Raw genomic sequence first — 18,047 nt, 5'->3', positions numbered from 1 at the left:
CCACGTCATGAAACTGATCAAGCCACTGCGCATGAGCCTGCTGCATCAGGTCTATCGCCGAGATCGCCGCTATCACATGGGTATCGCCGCGCTGGCCCTGGTGCCTCTGCGGGGCCAGGCCTGCCTGCTCACCGAGATGGAACTGTGGAAGCTGGCAGAGGAGCAACTACCAGGTGTCACGCTTGACGCAGCGATTCCCAAAGCATGCCCGGAGTTCCTCGTCAGCGGCAATGCCTACGGACATTACTGTGCGTCGGGAAAGGCGGTGTGCGAGGTGGCAGTCAGTGTCGGCGGGCTCGAAAAGCGCCTTCGCGTCACTGGCAATCGGTACTGGAGCGGTAATGCTCCCACGGCAGCACAACCCTTCGAGGAGCTGTCACTCGACTGGGCGCAGACATACGGAGGTGCAGAGTTTGCTGAGAATCCGTTGGGCAAGGGTATCGCGCGCGCGGACGAAACCCAGCCTCTGCCCAATCTGGAGCCACTCGATCAGTGTCTGCGCACGCCTGACGAGCCGGGCGTGCCAATCAACCTGGGTATGGTCGACAGCAACTGGCCTCAGCGTTACCGGCTGGCCGACGACTACGACCAGCGCTGGCTGGAGGAGGACTACCCAGGATTCTCGCGAAACATCGACTGGCACTACTTCAACGGCGCGCAACCGGACCAATGGTTCGAAGGGCTCAACGAGTTCCCGGGCGGAGCACACTATCGGCTTCAGAACCTGCATCCAGAACATGCCGACCTGAGTGGTCATCTGCCGGCGGTGCGGGCTCGATGCTTCCTGCGTCGCAACATGCTGGACAACCGGAATACCGAGGAAGTGCCATTACGCCTGACCACCGTCTGGTTCATTCCCCACTGCGAACGGGCGATCCTGATCTTCAATGGAAGCGTTCCCTGTAGCAGCTTCGACGGCAATGATATCGCCTGCCTGCTACTGGCCGCCGATGATCTCGAAGCGCCGCGCGACATGGAGTATTTCCACGGAGTACTCGAACGACGCCTGGAGCCACAGTACAGCGTCGAAAACGCCCTGAACGATGCAGAGCTCATCCCTGCCCCACTGATTGGCTCGGGCCTCGAGGCATTCGCCCCGCAAAACTTACCCAGCAATGCGCTGATGGAGCGCCTGAACCTACGTGCCGCAGCCGAGCGCGAAAAGCTCATCGCCCACTTGGCAACGCTCCCAAAGACCGCCGCTACGCCAGTCGTGCAGCTACCCGAGCCCGTCGTACTGACGGCTACCGCACCTCCTGCGCCGGAGAACATCTCGACTTTCATCAAGGCCCACGAACAAATCCGCAAGGACGCCGAAACCAGGCTACAGACGGCGATAGACGACCTTCGTGTTCGAGAGGCCAAAGCAAAGGCACTCAACCCTCCGCAAATCGACGAAAGTGCCAAGCCCAACCCACGAAAACCCAGACAAGTGGTGGAGAAGCTACGTCAAGAGTTGCGCGATGAGCGCGCCAGCCAACGCATTCCAGCCGAACAGCGTCAGCAGATGGAGGCCGTCCTCGACAGCGGAGGCGCACAGCTGCAGAGCACTCTCACCCTCGCAGGCCATTTGCTGGACGCCCAGCCACAGCTCGACGCATTGACGTCGCAGAACCTGCGCCAGCTGATTCAAGACTACCTGCGACAAGGGTTGCCGCTGGCGGCGCTGGAGCTGGCCGGCGCCAATCTCGCCGGTATGGATCTACGCGGAGCCGACCTCTCCGGTGCGGACCTGGACTCGGCCAACCTGACCGCTTGCAACCTGGCGGCAGCCAATCTGCAAGGTACCTTGTTGACGCGAGCCAACCTGACGCATGCCAACCTCGAGGAGTGCAAGCTCGCCGATGCCAACCTGGGCCTGGCACAAGCCCGCCAAGCCTCGTTGCGCGGCGCGGACCTTAGCCGCGTTTGCCTGGAGCAGAGCAATCTGAGCGATTGCGATCTGAGCAAGACGACGCTGCGCGATGTGCGCTTGAAGGACGCCAAGCTCATCAACCTCAATCTTACCCAGGCCAAGGTCGAGAATCTTTTCCTGGAGGGGGCTGAGCTTGAGCAACTGTGCCTGCACCAGGCACAGATAGACAACCTGGCGTTCTATGGTTGCACGCTGCGCGATGTCGATTTCAGCCAGGCCCATATTCGAGGGCTGACGCTCATCGAGACCGATGCCAGCCACGGCATCAGTTTTCAGGCGGCGCAGATCAGGAAGTCCAGTTTCATCGGTGCCAGCAACCTTTCATTTGCGGATTTTTCGGCCTGCGAGATGGAGGAAGTCTGCCTGCGCAATACAAGGCTGGAAGGCGCCGACTTCACCTTCAGCCATTTGCGCCAGACCGATCTCAGCGATACCGACTTGCGTAGCAGCCGGCTGGACCATGCCGATCTGGATGGCAACCTGTTGATTCGCAGCGACCTTCGCGGCGCCAGCATACGCAACGCCAGTCTGGTATCGAGCATCCTCCAGGGCGCCTTGCTGGCAGAGGCCGATCTGTCCAACAGCAACCTGTTCCGCGCCGATTTTGGCGAAGTATTGCTGGACAGCACTACCCGGCTCGAGGGCTGCTATCAGGAGCGGATCAAATGGTTGCCCCGCCGCCTCCCGGACTTCGCTGAGGGGCAAGCATGAGCATCGCCGAATTCCGCCGGCGCCTGGAACACGGCGAAGAGCTTAGAAATCTGGACTGCAGCGGTCTACGCGAGGAGAACGCATCCTGGGCGGGACAAATGTTCGACAACGTCGCGCTGGAGAGTGCCTGGCTACCCGGTGCCAATCTGGCCGACTGTGTATTCATCAACTGCCAGTTGAGCCACGCCGAGCTGAGCGGCAGCGACCTCTCCCGCGCACACTTCATCGAGTGCTCGCTGAGCGCCGCCAGCCTTCGACGCACCCGTCTGGACGGTACCAGTTTTCTTAACTGCAACCTCAGCGAATGCCGCTTCGACGCTACTCACACGACCGAAAGCCGCTTTGTCGGAGGCACGCTGGAGAAAGCCAGCTTCGTCGCGGCCCAGATAGAGCAGACACTGTTCGACGCGCCACTGGCGCAAGCTGACTTCTCTGCGACCCAGATGCAGAGCACAGTCTTCCACGAGTTGGACCTCAAGCAGTTCAGGCTGGCCGGAGCACGCCTGCACAAGGCGGTATTCCTTGCCTGCGATCTACAGGGACAGGTACTGCGGAATCTGGACATCGAAGGTTGCCAGTTCGTCGACTGCCAGATGCAGAACATCGACTTGCAGAATGCCCAGTTGCGCCAATGCAACTTCAGCAACGCCACTCTGCAAGGTGCTCGACTGGATAGTGTCCAAGCTCCCCTGGCAATTTTCCTGCGAGCCGACCTGAGCGGGGCCTCGTGCACGCAAGCGGAGCTTTCCAGCTCACTGTGGGTGGAAGCGCAGCTCACCCAGGTCAATTTCGAAGACAGCAAACTCAATCAGGCAATTTTCCAACGCGCCCGAATCCACTCGAGCAGTTTCCGCCGTTGTCAATTGCATTACGCCGACTTCACCTACGCCAACCTGCAGAGCACCGATTTTCGCGACGCGCACTTTCAGCACAGCCAGTTCCACGCCGCCCAACTCGAGGACGTGCACTGGGGTAATCAGGCCGGAGTGTTGTTCGAGGATCCAGAACTCACCGCAGCCGAACGCTGGTCAGCCGAGAGCAAGCAGCAGAGCCGGGCTTTCCGTCAGGCATTACAACAGGTCCTTCCGGAGCAAGGAGACACACCATGAATACCTCGCGAACTCTTCTGAAAAAGCCGCTACCGCCTACTTACGAGCCTACCGGCCGGATCATCGAAACTGCCGGTGAACGTGGTTTTCTGGTCGCCCGTGGTCAATTACGGCAGATCTGTACCCAGGCATTCGGTTGCCTCGTGCGGCCCAACGCTGGTGATCGGGTGCTGCTCGCCGATGTCGACGGCGACACCTTCATCCTCAGCGTGCTCGAACGCCCTGGCACCGAGCGCCCCACATTGCGCCTGCCCTACGGCCTGGATATCGAAAGCGGCGCAAAAGTGCGCATCACCGGCACAGCAGTCGAGCTGGCACCGGAAACCCTGCGCCTGCGCGCTAGAGAACTGGATTGCCAGGCCGCCACCCTGACCTACAGCTGCGGTGAAGCCCGTGGTTTCATCGGCATCGGAAAGCTGGTCGGACGGACCCTCGAACTGCTCGCCGACAAGTGGGTACAGATCAGCAAGCAGAGTTTCCGCATCAGCGAACAGCTGGAATGCGTTCGCGCTGGCGAGTTGGACTGCGAAGCGACACAGAGCCTGCGCCTGCATGGCAAAAACACGCTGATCAGCGCCGACCAGTTGAGCAAGCTGGACGCACGTCAGATCCACATCGGATGAGGAGATCGCCATGTTCGCTAACTCTCAAGTAGGCGGTACCGATGTCGCCAGCCCGGACGTCTGCCTCACGCCACCACTGCCAGCAGCCATCGCCTACACCAACTCCGCAGCGGGCAATAGAGCGATTCCCAATGTTCAGAACGTACTGCTCTGCGGCGGCCCGGCGCACAACATGGGCACCGTCGTCCCCCAGACCAGCGGCGATGGTCCCGGTGTCGTCGGTGGTGTCGGCTCCGGCACCGTGATGTCGTCATCGCGCCATGTCACCGGCGCCAATACCGTCATCCTGCAAGGCATGCCGGTCACCCGAATGACCAGCACCTCCAAACAGAACTCCGGCAATGCCAGCGGTTCGCGCACCGAGCCAAGCCAGAGCAAGGTTGTGGTGCTTTCCGCGTGATCCCGCGACCCAGCAACTGCCATTGAGCCCGGCGCAGACGAAGTAACCGAACGATGAAACTCACCGTCACCGAATACGCCGGCGAGCCTCTAGCTCAGAGCCTATCGGCGCAGTTCCATGCCCCAGGCGGGATTGTCGGTCGCAGCACCGGGTGCCACCTCGTGTTGAGCGATCCCGACCGGCGCATTTCGCGTTTGCAGGCGGTAGTCAGTCATCGCCACGACTGCTGGTATCTGCGCAACACCAGCCCAACGACAGTGATCGAGGTCAATCAGCAACGCCTTGAGCTCAACCAGGAGTGCCAATTGCTGGGTGGCGAGCACCTGCGGATCGGCCCCTACCTACTACGCAGCGAGGCCAACAACGACATGCCGTTCCCTGATCGCCCCCATGCCGTGGAACCCACAAGTCTTAACCATCTCTTATCACCGCCCTCATCCGACGCGGCCAGTGAAACCAAAGAGCCTGACAGGACGAATCCATTTGCCGATCTGCTCGACACTGTCTCGTTACCGCCATCTCCTCAGGTAGATGTGTCGCCTTTCGATCTACGGAATCCAAGTGCTGCGAGCCTGGAGCGGCCGTGGGCCGCGCCGTCGCTCTTCGGTCAGATGCCAGAGCACGACAACTCTCTGCTCAGCACCCAGGCGTCGGTCTTTCCTGGCGAGCCACCTTCCGTCGTGCCGGATCCTCTTCGCGATTCTTCGCTCGATCCGTTGGCGCTGTTCGAACAGCCAGCACACCCCGTCGACTTGCTGGAGAACCTTGGGCCGTCCGTCCTCGCCAATTACGCGCAGACACCGACCGTGACATTCGAATCCCCGCGCGAGGTGTTCAACCAGGGCACGACCATGGACAGGGCCGATATCGGTCGGATCTCTCTGCGACTGGGCCAGGTTCCCGAGCCTAAGCCTATTAAACCGGACACCTCCCCCCCGCTGACAGAGCTCATAGATGCTCCGGCCAGCTACCCGCCAAGCGACGCGATAATGCCGGGATTCACCGACCTGCTGGACAACCCCGGAGCACTCCCTCTCGCCGAGCCACTGGAGCCCATCCCTTCTGCGCCGGTAAACGAGCTGCAGGTAAAGGCAATCACCCGCAGTGACATCGGCGAACTGTTCCATCGGGCTCAGACGGGACAGCTCTACACCTCCGGACCCGGCCGAGCCAGAGCGGCGACAATGCCGCCGGCATCACGCAGACCCCTCGACGAGCCAACAACCAGGACGCGCAGCACTCCTGCAGATCCGTCCGGGAGACTGCGGTTGCCCACGCATAGCGAACCCGCCCAGGCAGATCCGCAGGACGACGCCGGCAAGACCGAGTTCAGCGTGGTTGGCAGTAGGTCCCTGGTCGCACCGCAGCTGGCCCCACTCCAGGAGCCAAAGACTTCTCCAGACGACTCGTCCCCCGAAATGGCGCCGGCCCGGCAGGACGAGATGCAGTTGGAAGGTGCGCGCGCCATCGCAAGCTTCATGAAAGCTGCTGGCATAGAACAGGCCAAACCCTCGGCCATGCCACTGGAAGAGCGCATGGCGCAGCTGGGTCGACTGCTCAAACTGTTTACCGACGGCACCGTACGCCTGATGTCCTCCCGCACGCTGATCAAGCACGAAGTCCACGCAGAGCTCACTCGGGTCATGGAGTCGGCGAACAACCCATTCAAGATTCTGCCCTCGGGGCAAGCCGTACTGATTCAGATGTTCGGCCAGCACCTGCCCGGTTTCCTTCCACCTGAACAGGCAATCGATGAAGCGCTGGCCAATCTGCAGCACCACCAGTTGGGCGTTCTGGCGGGGACCCGCACAGCCTTGTTCGAGTTGATCAGTGAACTCAATCCAGAACGCAGCGAAATAAACAACGGTCCGCGCGGCCTGCTCGACCGGCTGCTTCCCTCTCGCATGGAGGCTCGCCGCTGGCGGCATTACCACGAACACTACCAGGCAGTGCTGGCCCAGTTGGAAAACGAAGATTTCTACCGCCTGTTTGGTGAAACCTTCCGCCGCGCCTATGAGGATGAGATTGATCGTTGCTCAACGGCCAACAGCCGCCAAACGGAGATATCGGTGTGAACCTCAGCCGTAGAGTCCTTTGCCCTGCAGTTTCCGGAAAAAGGCGATCCTCAAAGGGCCCCAAACTGTTTAGTTGCTGCTTGCTGGCCGGTTTGTCCACTGTCATCTCCGGCTGCTCGCTGTGGAGGAGTGACCAGCCCAGCCCTCCGTCTGCAGAGATGCTTAAGGACTTCCACTACACACTTTCGCTCAAGGCCGACGAGGACATCAATCGCGATGGATCCGGCCGGGCAATGCCCGTGCTGCTCAACATCTTCGAGCTGCGCAGCCCGGGAAACTTCGAGATGACCGACTACTTCGATCTGCGTAACAACGCTCAGATGCGCCTGGGCCAGGACCTGCTGCGTAGCGATCAACTGATGGTCTGGCCGGGTACCAGTGACCAGCGCAAGTACTCCAGCTCCTCGCCACCTGCATTGCTTGGAGTGGTCGCCGGATACCAGCAACTGGAGGGGCGCACATGGCGCGTCCTGATCCCCATTTCCTCCGCTGTGCCGGCCAAATCCGTCGAGAGCGACGACACGGCCACGGACAAGGCGCAATCGCCGGACCACGACATCAGTATTGACGTGGTGATCAGCCAGGACGGACTGCACGTCCTGACGCCCACCCAGCAGGAATGACTAAGGACAGACGCATGAGCAGATCCGATTCGTTATCCAGCGCTCAGGCTCATACCCTGGGCCCACTGTGGACCGAGGGCATGTACTTGCGCCCACAACACTTCCAGCAGTGGGAACGCTACATGGAGCACTATCTGGAGCGCCGTTGCCGCGGTCTCGGAGGAGCGTTCTGGGGCTTCCTCGAGCTGGAGCTGGATTCGCAGATGCTCGAGCTGGGCAAGGTGGCGCTCCATCGCGCCCGCGGGGTGATGCCCGACGGTACACCGTTCACCTTCAGCACCCCCGGCGACTGCCCGCAAGCGTTGGACTTCCCTCCTACCGCAAAGGGGGCCGAGGTAGTGCTCGGGTTGCCACTGCGACGCCCCGGCAGCGAAGAGGTGCTGTTCGAGGACATCGAAGGTTCGCCCGCTCGCTACTGCGCAGCGGAAGCCGAGATGGCTGACTCCAATGCGATTGCCCTGGGGCCGGCACAACTGCAACTGGCCCGCCCAAGATTTCGCCTGGCGCTGCGGGAGGATCTGAGCGACGCCTACCAGGCCATTGGCGTGGTGCGCGTAGCCGAGCGAGGTGCTGACCAGCGTCTGCGGCTGGATGAGAACTACATTCCACCGCTGCTGGATTGCATGGCACACAACACACTCAGCGGATTCGTCAAGGAAGTTCACAGCCTGCTTCAACAGCGCTCCCATGCTCTTGGCCAACGCCTCTCGCAGCCTGGGCGAGGCGGCGTGGGCGAAGTTGCCGACTTCATGCTGCTGGAGCTGGCGAACCGCTCCCTGGCCAGCACCTGGATGGCCCAACAGGAACTGCAACGTCACCCCGGCGAGCTATTCCACGACTGGCTGAAGCTGGCCTTCGACCTGGCCACGTTCACCGCTGCCAACCGCCAGCCGCCGCTATGGCCTCGCTATGTCCACGACGATCTTCAGCAGAGTTTCGAGCCGTTGATGAAGAACCTGCGCCAGGCCCTATCCACCGTACTGGAGCAAAGTGCCATCTCCATCGCCCTGCAGGATCGCGGACACGGTGTGCGGGTGGGTGCTATTCCCAGCCCGGACCTGCTGCGCGAGGCAGGCTTCATCCTCGCCGTACACGCCGAGCTGCCTGGTGAAGTGGTCCGCACGCGCTTCCCGGCGCAGGTCAAGCTCGGCACCGTGGATCGCATCCGCGACCTAGTGCAACTGCAATTGCCCGGCATCGGTGTTCACGCCCTGCCGTTGGTGCCCCGCCAGATTCCCTACAACGCCGGCTATCTCTACTTCGAGATCGAGAAGCGAGGCGAGATGTGGCAGCAGTTGCAGCGAACCGGCGTATTGGCCCTGCACCTCGCGGGGGAATTCCCCGGTCTTGAAATAGAACTCTGGGCCGTGCGCGGCTGATATCCAGGAGTAGTCCCATGCATTGCAATAGCACGGACAAGAGAGGCAGCGCATGGAGCTGAGCCTCTCGCGAAACCCATTCGGCAATCCAAACGAGCCCCGCATTACTGCCAGCCCCGAGCCACAGCATGGCAGCCAGGCCGCGCTGCAAGCCGAACTCAACCAGGGCACGGCAGGTAATGTCCTGCTCGCCGCCGCCAATCCGCTGCTCAACCTGGCGCCGCAGATCCGCACCCTGACGCAACACAAGGACCCCGATGCACTGCATCGGCATCTGGTAGAGGAAATTCGCCGTTTCGAACGCCAGGCGCAATTACTCAGGATTCCCAACGAGACGATCATCGCCGCGCGTTATTGCCTGTGCACGGTGCTCGACGAAGCGGCTGCGCTGACTCCCTGGGGAGGAGGTACCTGGGCCACCCGTAGCCTGCTGGTGACTTTCCACAATGAAGCCTGGGGCGGTGAAAAATTCTTCGTGCTGCTGTCGCGACTGGCAGCTTCGCCGCAACAGCACAGCAACCTGCTGGAGCTGCAGTACTACTGCCTGAGCCTGGGTTTTGAAGGCCAGTACCGCATCATGGAGAACGGCCGGAGTGCGCTCGAGCTACTCAAGCAACGGCTGCTGGCAATACTCAGCGGCAAAGGAGGAGCAGGCGACCTGCTATCGCCCCACTGGCGCAGTGAGGTGGAGAACACTGGCAGCCTTCGCCAATCTATTCCGTTCTGGGTCTACGCCTCGCTAGGCGTGTTACTTCTCGCACTGTTCTTCAGCGGCCTGCTGCTGGCACTACAGGGCCCGGTCGATCGCCTGGCGCTAGCCATCGGCGGAGTGCGTCTGGCGAAGCTGGACTTCAATATGCCCAGTGTCACTCCGCTGGCCGACTTTCTCGCTCCGGAAATTTCCCAGCACCTTTTGTCGGTGCGCGAGGAGAACGACCGCAGCGTCATCGTGATCCGAGGCAACGGCGTCTTTGCCTCGGGCGCCAGTCAGGTAAAACCCTCCTATCTGTCGGTGATCAAGCGCATCGGCATGGCCCTGCAGAGCCGCAAGGGGCGCGTGGAGGTGCTCGGTTACACCGACAACCAGCCGATCCGCATCAACCTCGGTCTCCGCTCCAACCTCGAACTTTCCGCCACTCGCGCCTCGGCTGTACGCGATCTGCTGAGCGAAGACCTCGGGGCGAACCGCGTCGGCTTCAAAGGCATGGGTGAAGACCATCCCCTCACCAGCAACGACACCGCCGAAGGCCGAGCGCTCAATCGTCGAGTCGAAATTGTTCTGTACAAGCCGGGAATATCCCAGGAGAGAACCCGATGAGCCGGTGGTTCCGTTGGTTGTGGAGCCCACTGACGTGGGCCCTGCTGGGGCTGATCGCCCTGTCCTTGCTGATCTGGCTGGTAGGTCCGGAAGTGGCTATCGGCCGTCATCGACCACTGTACAGCGAGACTTCGCGGATCGTCCTGATCAGCCTGCTGTTCGCGCTGTACCTCCTGCTCTTCGGATGGCGACGTCTCCGTACGGCGTACACCAATAGCCAACTGCTCGAACATCTGCGCAGACGCAACAAGAACGGCAGCCTCGCTGATGCACAGCTGGCGGAGCGCTTCGACGCCGCCATCGAAACCCTCAAGCAGGCACGCTTTGACAAGGGTGGCTTGAGCGGTTCGCTGCAGCGCCTGTCGCGTCAGTATCTCTACCAGTTGCCTTGGTACATTTTCGTCGGTGCACCCGGCTCCGGTAAAACCACCGCACTGCTCAACTCCGACCTTGAGTTTCCGCTTGCCGGCAGCCTCGGCAAGGCTGCCGTCGAAGGCGTCGGAGGCACCCGTCAATGCGACTGGTGGTTCACCAATGAAGCGGTGCTGATCGATACCGCCGGCCGCTACAGCACCCAGGACAGCGACCAGGCCGTCGACAGCGCCGAGTGGAACAGCTTCCTCGGCTTGCTGAAGAAGTACCGGCCACGGCAACCCATCAATGGTGTCATCCTCACCTTGTCGGTCGCCGACCTGCTCGACAGCAGTGCCCAGGAACAGGCACGCCACGCCCGCGAGCTGCGCAAGCGCTTGCAGGAGTTGAACCGGCAACTGGGGATTACCTTCCCTGTCTACGTGCTGGTCACCAAGCTTGACCTGTTGGCAGGCTTCAACCAGTACTTCGCATCGCTCAGCCGCCAGGAGCGCAGCCAGGTCTGGGGCTTCACCCTGCCCTTGGCGGAGCAAAGCGGCAGAAACCCGGACCTCGCCGGCCAGCTGACCCGGGAGTACGGCCTGCTGTACCACCAGTTGCGCCTCGCCACACCGGCGCGACTGGCAGAAAGCCGTATCCTCGAAGACAACGCCAGGGCCTATTTGCTTCCGCAGGAGTTTGCTGTCCTCGAAGAACCCCTACGGCGCTTCCTGCTGGAAGTGTTCAACACCTCGAAGTTCGAATTCCCGGTCTTGCTGCGCGGCCTGTATTTCAGCAGCGGTACCCAGGAAGGCACGGTGTTCGACCGGGTGATGGGCGCGATCAAGCGCAATCTCGGTCTGCCGGACATCCCGCAAACCTCGCAAAGCAATGAAGGAGGGGGGCGTGGGTTCTTCCTCAAGGATCTGATGCAGAGCGTGATCTTTCGCGAGACCAGCCTGGCTGGCCGCAACCTGGTCTGGGATCGCCGTCGCCGCTGGCTCCGGAGTGGGGCTGGCATAGCGTTGGTCCTGTTGCTGGCCCTGGGTGGTTGGGCGCTCTGGAACGCCTATGAGCTGAACCGCAACTACCTCGTCGAAGTCAGCGAAAAACTGCCGCAACTGCAGCTGAACGGCCAGACCATCCAGAGCGAGGCAGGAGATATTCTGCAGGTACTCCCCTGGCTCGACAGCCTGGACGTACTGCCAAGCAGCGCGCGCTTCGATGTTCTCGACCCGCCTTGGCGCTATCGCCTGGGGCTATACCAGGGGCGAATCGTTCAGCAGAGCGCCAATCTGCTCTACCAGCACGGCCTGCGCGATATGCTGTTGCCGCAGGTCGCCAACTATATCCAGCAGCGCCTGCGGCGTGACGCTCTGAACAACAACTACACCTATGAAGCGCTGAAGGCTTACCTGATGCTCTACGAGCCAACGCATTACGACGGTGCGTTCCTGCGCGACTGGCTGTACATCAACCTCAAACATGAATTGCCCGACGGCTTCACCGAAGCCGAAGGCGAGCGCCTTGAACATCACCTGCAAAGCCTGCTGGAGCACGGCCCAGTGCGCTCGCCCTACCCGATCGACGACGACCTGGTCGCGCGCACCCGACTGGAGCTGGCGCGCCTGCCCCTGGTGCAGCGCGCCTACCAGCGCGTGCGCTATCAGTTGCTGCTGGACGAACCCGCCAACGCCTTCACCATTGCCTCGGCAGCAGGACCAGAGGCAGTCCAGTCGTTGCGCCGCAAAAGCGGCTTGCCATTGACTGACGGCATTCCCACGCTGTTCACCTATGTCGGTTATCACCAGTTGTTCATGCCGAATGCCCTGACGCTGCTGGTACAGTTGCAGAGCGATGATGCCTGGGTGCTGAACCTGCCGCTGCAGGCGAACGAACTACTGCCTGGCAACCAGGCAGGCCTGTTCCGCCAGGTCCAGGTGCTCTACCTCAATGAGTACGTGCAGGTTTGGGACAGCTACCTGAACGATCTCACTCTGGTACCGCTCGGCTCGCTGATTCAGGCAGCACAAGTCTCGCGTGCACTGTCAGCAGCAGACTCACCGCTGGAGCGTTTCATCCGCGCGGCAGCGCAGGAAACCACCTTGCTGCGGCCGCTGGACAAGCACACCAAAACCCTCGTCGCGCGAGCTGACAGCAGCCTTGCCAGTACCCGCTCGCGCCTGCAACGACTGGTTGGCACACTCGACCCGGACGACAAGCCAAAGGCCCAGGCCAAACCGGAAGCCCCCGAGCACATCGTCGACGACCACTTCCTGCCTCTGCGCCTGATGACCCAGCAAACGGCGCCAGGACAAGTCGGACCGCTGCAGAACCTGCAGCAGTTACTCAATGAACTGTACGTCTACTTGACCGCGACCGAGTCAGCCTTGCGAACCGGCAATCCACCGCCAGCCTCCGACATCCTCAGCAAGCTGCAGGCTGACGCCGGACGTTCGCCGCTCAACATTGGCGAGATGCTCGGCTCCTTGTCCGAGGTCACCCAGAAGCAAACCAAAGCAGTCGAGCGCAACAAGCTGCAACGCGACATGGGTGGGTCGATAGGAGTGTTCTGTCGGCGCGCAGTGCAAGGGCGCTATCCCTTCCGAGCCAACGCAGCACAGGAGGTAGCGGTCGGCGACTTCTCCCGCCTGTTCGCTCCCAATGGTCTGTTCGACAGTTTCTTCCAGAGCAACCTCGCCAGCAAAGTGAACATGGCCACTTCGCCGTGGAGCTTCAACCCAGGGTTCTCCGGGCAGGCTGGCGACCTGCGCGCCTTCGAGCGCGCGAGCATGCTGCGCTCGGTATTTTTTGCCAGCGGCAACAATCTGTCGATCGACCTGCGCGTGCGCGTTCTAAGCATGGACCCGGAAATATCACGGCTGAGTTTCGATGCTGGCGGAAGGACCCTGGAATACATGCACGGCCCACAACTCCCGCTAAGCGTGAGTTGGCCAACCCCACAAGGAAACGACCACGTACAGCTCAGCATCGATACTCGCGATGGCCATAGCGCGAACCTGACCAGACAAGGTCTGTGGGCACTGCACCGGCTATTCGATGTGGCCCGCATAACCCCCGGCAGTTCGCCCGACGTATTCGTCGCACACTACACTCTCGACGGCCACGATCTGGCCCTGGAAGTACGCACCAGCAGTATTGACAATCCGTTCAAGCTTGCCGCCTTGCGTGACTTCCGTTGCCCGGGCCTGAGCGCCACTCTATGAACGATCTACGGCAGCCCCCTGGCTGGTATGGCAAGTTGCCCGGCACGGGAGACTTCGCTTCCCGTCGCCTGAGCCCGGAAGTGGTCCGCTGGTGGGCCAACTGGTTGCAACGCAGCCTGCAATCTCAGAACGAGCGCTACGCTGGCTGGCAACAACGCTACGTACGAGCACCGCTGTGGAACTTCATAGTCCCAGGCTCGACGGAGCTCCCCGGATTGCAGTTGGGCTGCATTGCCCCGAGTTGCGACCGGGTCGGGCGCTACTACCCGCTGTGTCTGCTGCTGCCAATAGACACCACGGGCATTATCGAGCCCGAGGTGCTGTGCAGCGCAACCCAGGAGCTGACCTATCTGGGCTACCGCATCCTCGAGGGCATTCGTCGAAGCTTCTCGCCGGAAGCCCTTGACCAGGTCCTGGCCGAGGCCTGCCCTCTCGATCCCCTGCCTTATCCTCCCTTCTGGCCCGAACTCGCCCTTTACGCGAACAGCGCCGAGACGAGCAGCTACTGGTGGACCAACCCTGCTTCCGGCGGCCCGATGCGTCGCCATGTCCACCATGGGCCGCTAAACAACCTGCTGTTCAATCACCTGTTCGACGGCCGTTACGGCGAAAGCTGATCCATGCATGCCTCAGGCTCGCGACTCCACGGGCAGGCCCTGCCAGTCGGCTATCGGCTGGACGGCTTCGACATCCTCGGGACTATCGGTTACGGTGGCTTCGGCAACGTCTATGCCGCTGTCGAACTCGCCTCGCGCCGGACGGTGGCGATCAAGGAATACCTGCCCCGCCAGCACGTAGTACGCGGCGGCCATGGGCAGCTCTGCCCGCAAACGGCGGCCGCCGGGGAGTGCTTCCGGATAGGTTTGCAGCATTTCCTGGACGATGCGCGCGTTCTCGCTGACCTGCGGCACCCAGCACTGTTACCTGTCGAACGCGTGTGGCAACAAAACGGCACCGCCTACTTCAGCATGCCCTGCTACGCCGGAGTGACCCTGCAACAGCTTGCCGAAGACCCCAGGCGTCAGCTGGACGCTACGTGGCTAGAACCTACCCTGGGTCGCCTACTGGGAGCCCTGGAGTCGCTCCACCGCCGGGGCTACCAGCACCGGGACATTTCCCCGGACAACATCATCCTCGATGCCAAGGGTCTGCCAGTGCTGCTCGACTTTAGCGGCGCTCGGCAGCACAGGGAAAGGACCACCGGCCCTGGCGCACTACCGACCAAGCCTGGCTACTCCCCACTCGAGCAGTATGTCGGGGAGGGCCATGACCACGGAGCCTGGAGCGATCTGTATGCCCTGGGTGCAGTCATGTATTGCCTGATCGCCCGCAGGACACCTCCGTCGTCACTGGCGCGCAGTGTGCAGGACACATTGGTCCCTCTCAGTTCAATGGGGCTGGCGGCGTACTCGGCTCGCACTCTTGCCGCGATAGATCGGGTGCTGTCCCTGCACCGGCAGGATCGTCCGCAATCGGTGGCCGAGTTCGCCGCCGATCTGGCCTTGAAACGGCGGGGCGATATTTACCTGCCTGGCACTGCCAGCCAGCGCTCCGCAGGGTCCGTAGGCTCTTCCCCGTTGCAACTCGACATCGGACATGAGCGACACCTCTGGACGCTTCCAGCCGCCACATTGCTGGCGGCGCTTGCCCTGTTCTGCTGCCTGGGCCTGGCCCTCGACGCCACGAAGCCACACCGCTCGCTTGTCATTAAAAATCGCCTGGCCGATCAGGCGAAAGCACTTCCTGTTCTGCAGGCTGCACAAGAACTGAAATGACTACGCGACGAAATCGCCCTGGAGTTGTTCCAGCAATACCTGGATACGCGCCAGGCGCACGGTGGGATCGCTCATCTCCAGCAGCACCTGCTTCTGGTCTCGCTCGAAAGGCAGCAGATAGGCGAGCTGGCAGGCCAGTTCCTGCTGGCCATTGACCTCGCCGCCCATCTCCAGCGCCGACACCATGGGGTGCATGGACAGCGCTTCGAGCAGCGCGGCGAGATCGTCGTGTTCCTTGGTCAGCGGCTGGTTCGGCTGCTCGTCCAGCCACTCCACCTCAGCCACCGTCAGCTGGTCCGTCTGCACGTTGGCGGAGAGCACGCGGAAGCGCCGGCCCCCCTCAACACGGATGCCCAGCAAGCCGTTGGACTGCTGCTTCCAGTCCTTGATATGCGCTTCGCAGCCGACCAGGCTGTAGCGCTCCGGTGCATCGCCGACTTCCTCGCCCTCGACGATGGCCACCACGCCGAATCCGCCGTTCTGCTTCATGCAGCGGCCGATCATGTCCAGGTAGCGCGCCTCGAAGATCTGCAGGTCGAGGCGGCACCCGGGGAACAGCACGGTATTGAGGGGGAAGAGCGGAAAACTCATGGGTACTCCCATTTTCGATCAGAGCCTGTTAACGATCGTGCGATCTAGAGCCGTAGTAGGCGGCAAGCGCCTGAAGAGCGGAGTTTACTGCTGTAAATGAGCATCTGAGGGCGTTTGCCAACGCCCTACAGCCGACGCGCAGCAGATCGTCAACAGGCTCTCAGGCGATCAGCGCTACCGCCAACGGTAGCAGCACAGCGGTGGCCACGCCCATCAGGCTCATCGCCAGGGCGGCGAAGGCGCCGCATTCCTCGCCCTCCTGCAAGGCGCGGGAGGTGCCCACGGCATGGGCGGTCATGCCCAGCGCCATGCCTTGCGCAGCCGGATGGTGGACGCCGAAGCGGCGCAGCAGTTCCGGGCCGAGGATGGCGCCGAGCACGCCGGTAATCAGCACGAACACCGCCGCCAGCGCCGCCACGCCGCCGATCTGGCTGGCCACCAGCATGGCGATGGGCGAGGTCACCGACTTGGGCGCCAGGCTCATCAGCAATTCGTGGTCGACGCCGAACAGCCAGCCCAGGCCGATGCCCAGCGCGGTGGCGAACAGGCCGCCGACCAGCAGGGTAATCAGCGTCGGCCAGAACAGTTGGCGGATGCGCTTGAGGTTGAGGAACAGCGGCACGGCGAGGGCGACGGTCGCGGGGCCGAGGAGGATGGTCAGCACCTTGGCACTGTTGCTGTACTCGCTGTAGTCGATGCCGCACGCCAGCAGCACCGCGATAACGATCAGCATCGACACCAGCACCGGCTGCAGGAATACCCAGCGTGTACGCTCATAGGCGGCCAGCGCCAACTGATAAGCGCCCAGGGTGACGCCAACGCAGAACAGCGGATGGTGGATAACGGAGTCCACCGCGCCTTGCCAGTCGAACATCAGGCGTTCTCCTTCTGCTTGCGCTGGCGGTCGATGAGCTTCTGCATCAGCCAGCCGGCGAACACGAAGGACACCAGCAGCGACAACGCCAGTGCGCCGGCGATCGCCCAGAAGTCCGCGGCGATCTGCTTCGCGTAGGCCATAACACCGACCGCCGCCGGCACCAGCAACAGCGGCAGGTAGCGCAGCAGCGAGGCAGCCGCCTCGTTGACCGGCTTGCTCACCTCGCCGTTCCACACCAGGAAGGCGAACAGCAGCACCAGCCCAATGATCGGGCCGGGGATCATGTGCAGGATGAGAGCATTCAGGCCCGTGCCGAGCAGTTGGAACAGCACCAGCCAGGTCAGGCCGCGTAGCAACATCAGAAAGATCTCCAGCGCAATATGCCGACATTATGCCCGCCCAGCGCCCGCTATGGCGCGGCATTCGCCCAAAGCATGAATGCTTGACCGCTCCTGGGCGCCATGCTGATCTACAGGCGGATTTCACGTAGGCCGTACTAGAAGAACAACGCATTCCCCGGAGGAAACATGGCATTCGTACCCGTAAGCGCACTGAAGGACTACATCGGCAAGGACCTGGGCCATTCGCAGTGGATCACCATCGATCAACAGCGCATCAACCAGTTCGCCGAGTGCACCGAGGACCACCAGTTCATCCACGTCGACCCGGAAAAGGCGAAGAAGACGCCCTTCGGCGGCACCATCGCCCATGGCTTCCTGTCGCTGTCGCTGATCCCGAAACTCTGCGAGGGCCTGCTGGTCCTGCCGGAAAACCCAAAGATGGTGGTCAACTACGGCCTGGACAGCGTGCGTTTCATCCAGCCGGTACCGGTGGATTCGCGCGTGCGCCTGCAGGTGACCATCACCGACATCACCGAGAAGAACCCCGGCCAGTGGTTGATCAAGGCGCGCTGCACCCTGGAGATCGAAGGCCTGCCCAAGCCGGCCTACATCGCCGAATCCCTGAGCCTGTGCTTCGTCTGACGGCCCGCTCGCAGCGATGAGAAAAAAGCCCGCGACCGCGGGCTTTTTTGCGTCACACTGCCAGTGCGCCCCTCCGCCGATTCGAGCCTC

15 protein-coding genes are annotated in these 18,047 nt (G+C 62.0%); 12 read left to right on the top strand and 3 right to left on the bottom strand.

Features of this window, described 5'->3' with window-relative positions:
- Positions 1–7 precede the first annotated feature (7 nt).
- Genes LDJ84_RS04465 through LDJ84_RS04415 form a run of 11 tightly spaced genes read left to right on the top strand, consistent with a single transcriptional unit; the run spans position 8 to position 15,506 of the window.
- A complete protein-coding gene (locus LDJ84_RS04465) occupies positions 8–2,626 on the top strand; it encodes a DUF2169 domain-containing protein (protein WP_024764705.1) in 2,619 nt (872 codons plus the stop codon).
- The gene (locus LDJ84_RS04460) at positions 2,623–3,735 is read left to right on the top strand and encodes a pentapeptide repeat-containing protein (protein ID WP_024764704.1); all 1,113 of its coding nucleotides are present in this window, start codon (positions 2,623–2,625) and stop codon (positions 3,733–3,735) included. Before LDJ84_RS04465 ends, LDJ84_RS04460 begins: the two co-directional genes overlap by 4 nt.
- Positions 3,732–4,358 carry a DUF3540 domain-containing protein gene (locus LDJ84_RS04455; protein ID WP_081754018.1) on the top strand — a complete coding sequence of 209 codons (627 nt, stop codon included), beginning with the start codon at positions 3,732–3,734 and terminating at the stop codon, positions 4,356–4,358. The genes LDJ84_RS04460 and LDJ84_RS04455 overlap by 4 nt, the downstream gene beginning before the upstream one ends.
- Before the next feature lie 10 nt (positions 4,359–4,368).
- Positions 4,369–4,758 (top strand): PAAR-like domain-containing protein, encoded by a 390-nt coding sequence (locus LDJ84_RS04450; RefSeq protein WP_024764702.1) that lies wholly within the window; start codon positions 4,369–4,371, stop codon positions 4,756–4,758.
- Positions 4,759–4,811: 53 nt separating this feature from the next.
- The gene (gene tagH / locus LDJ84_RS04445) at positions 4,812–6,833 is read left to right on the top strand and encodes a type VI secretion system-associated FHA domain protein TagH (RefSeq protein ID WP_082032826.1); all 2,022 of its coding nucleotides are present in this window, start codon (positions 4,812–4,814) and stop codon (positions 6,831–6,833) included.
- Entirely contained in the window at positions 6,830–7,456 is a 627-nt protein-coding gene (tssJ, locus tag LDJ84_RS04440) for a type VI secretion system lipoprotein TssJ (protein ID WP_226045956.1), read from the top strand. The genes tagH and tssJ overlap by 4 nt, the downstream gene beginning before the upstream one ends.
- 14 nt (positions 7,457–7,470) lie before the next feature.
- On the top strand, positions 7,471–8,835 hold the full coding sequence (gene tssK / locus LDJ84_RS04435) for a type VI secretion system baseplate subunit TssK (protein ID WP_051445641.1): 1,365 nt from the start codon (positions 7,471–7,473) through the stop codon (positions 8,833–8,835).
- A 52-nt stretch (positions 8,836–8,887) separates the two neighbouring features.
- Positions 8,888–10,153 carry a type IVB secretion system protein IcmH/DotU gene (gene icmH / locus LDJ84_RS04430; RefSeq protein WP_024764697.1) on the top strand — a complete coding sequence of 422 codons (1,266 nt, stop codon included), beginning with the start codon at positions 8,888–8,890 and terminating at the stop codon, positions 10,151–10,153.
- On the top strand, positions 10,150–13,731 hold the full coding sequence (gene tssM, locus LDJ84_RS04425) for a type VI secretion system membrane subunit TssM (protein ID WP_024764696.1): 3,582 nt from the start codon (positions 10,150–10,152) through the stop codon (positions 13,729–13,731). The genes icmH and tssM overlap by 4 nt, the downstream gene beginning before the upstream one ends.
- Positions 13,728–14,348, top strand: coding sequence for a type VI secretion system-associated protein TagF (tagF, locus tag LDJ84_RS04420; protein WP_081754014.1), 621 nt, complete (start codon positions 13,728–13,730; stop codon positions 14,346–14,348). The genes tssM and tagF overlap by 4 nt, the downstream gene beginning before the upstream one ends.
- A gap of 3 nt (positions 14,349–14,351) precedes the next feature.
- Positions 14,352–15,506, top strand: coding sequence for a serine/threonine protein kinase (locus LDJ84_RS04415; protein WP_024764694.1), 1,155 nt, complete (start codon positions 14,352–14,354; stop codon positions 15,504–15,506).
- Here LDJ84_RS04415 and LDJ84_RS04410 read toward each other — a convergent pair whose 3' ends face one another.
- The 3 genes from LDJ84_RS04410 to LDJ84_RS04400 all read right to left on the bottom strand — a co-directional run bounded on the left by LDJ84_RS04410 (position 15,507) and on the right by LDJ84_RS04400 (position 17,333).
- Positions 15,507–16,097, bottom strand: coding sequence for an LON peptidase substrate-binding domain-containing protein (locus LDJ84_RS04410; protein ID WP_037017820.1), 591 nt, complete (start codon positions 16,095–16,097; stop codon positions 15,507–15,509). It abuts the gene before it with no gap.
- Between the two features lie 160 nt (positions 16,098–16,257).
- Positions 16,258–16,971 carry an LrgB family protein gene (locus LDJ84_RS04405; protein ID WP_081754013.1) on the bottom strand — a complete coding sequence of 238 codons (714 nt, stop codon included), beginning with the start codon at positions 16,969–16,971 and terminating at the stop codon, positions 16,258–16,260.
- On the bottom strand, positions 16,971–17,333 hold the full coding sequence (locus LDJ84_RS04400; protein ID WP_024764691.1) for a CidA/LrgA family protein: 363 nt from the start codon (positions 17,331–17,333) through the stop codon (positions 16,971–16,973). Before LDJ84_RS04400 ends, LDJ84_RS04405 begins: the two co-directional genes overlap by 1 nt.
- 168 nt (positions 17,334–17,501) lie before the next feature.
- Here LDJ84_RS04400 and LDJ84_RS04395 point away from each other — a divergent pair, with 168 nt between their 5' ends.
- On the top strand, positions 17,502–17,957 hold the full coding sequence (locus LDJ84_RS04395) for a MaoC family dehydratase (RefSeq protein WP_017521697.1): 456 nt from the start codon (positions 17,502–17,504) through the stop codon (positions 17,955–17,957).
- The last annotated feature ends 90 nt before the right edge of the window (positions 17,958–18,047 follow it).

Origin of the sequence: Pseudomonas sp. HS-18, from assembly GCF_020401845.1 — a bacterium.
GTDB classification, from domain to species: domain Bacteria; phylum Pseudomonadota; class Gammaproteobacteria; order Pseudomonadales; family Pseudomonadaceae; genus Pseudomonas; species Pseudomonas nitroreducens.
This window is presented reverse-complemented; position numbering and strand designations above follow the sequence as displayed.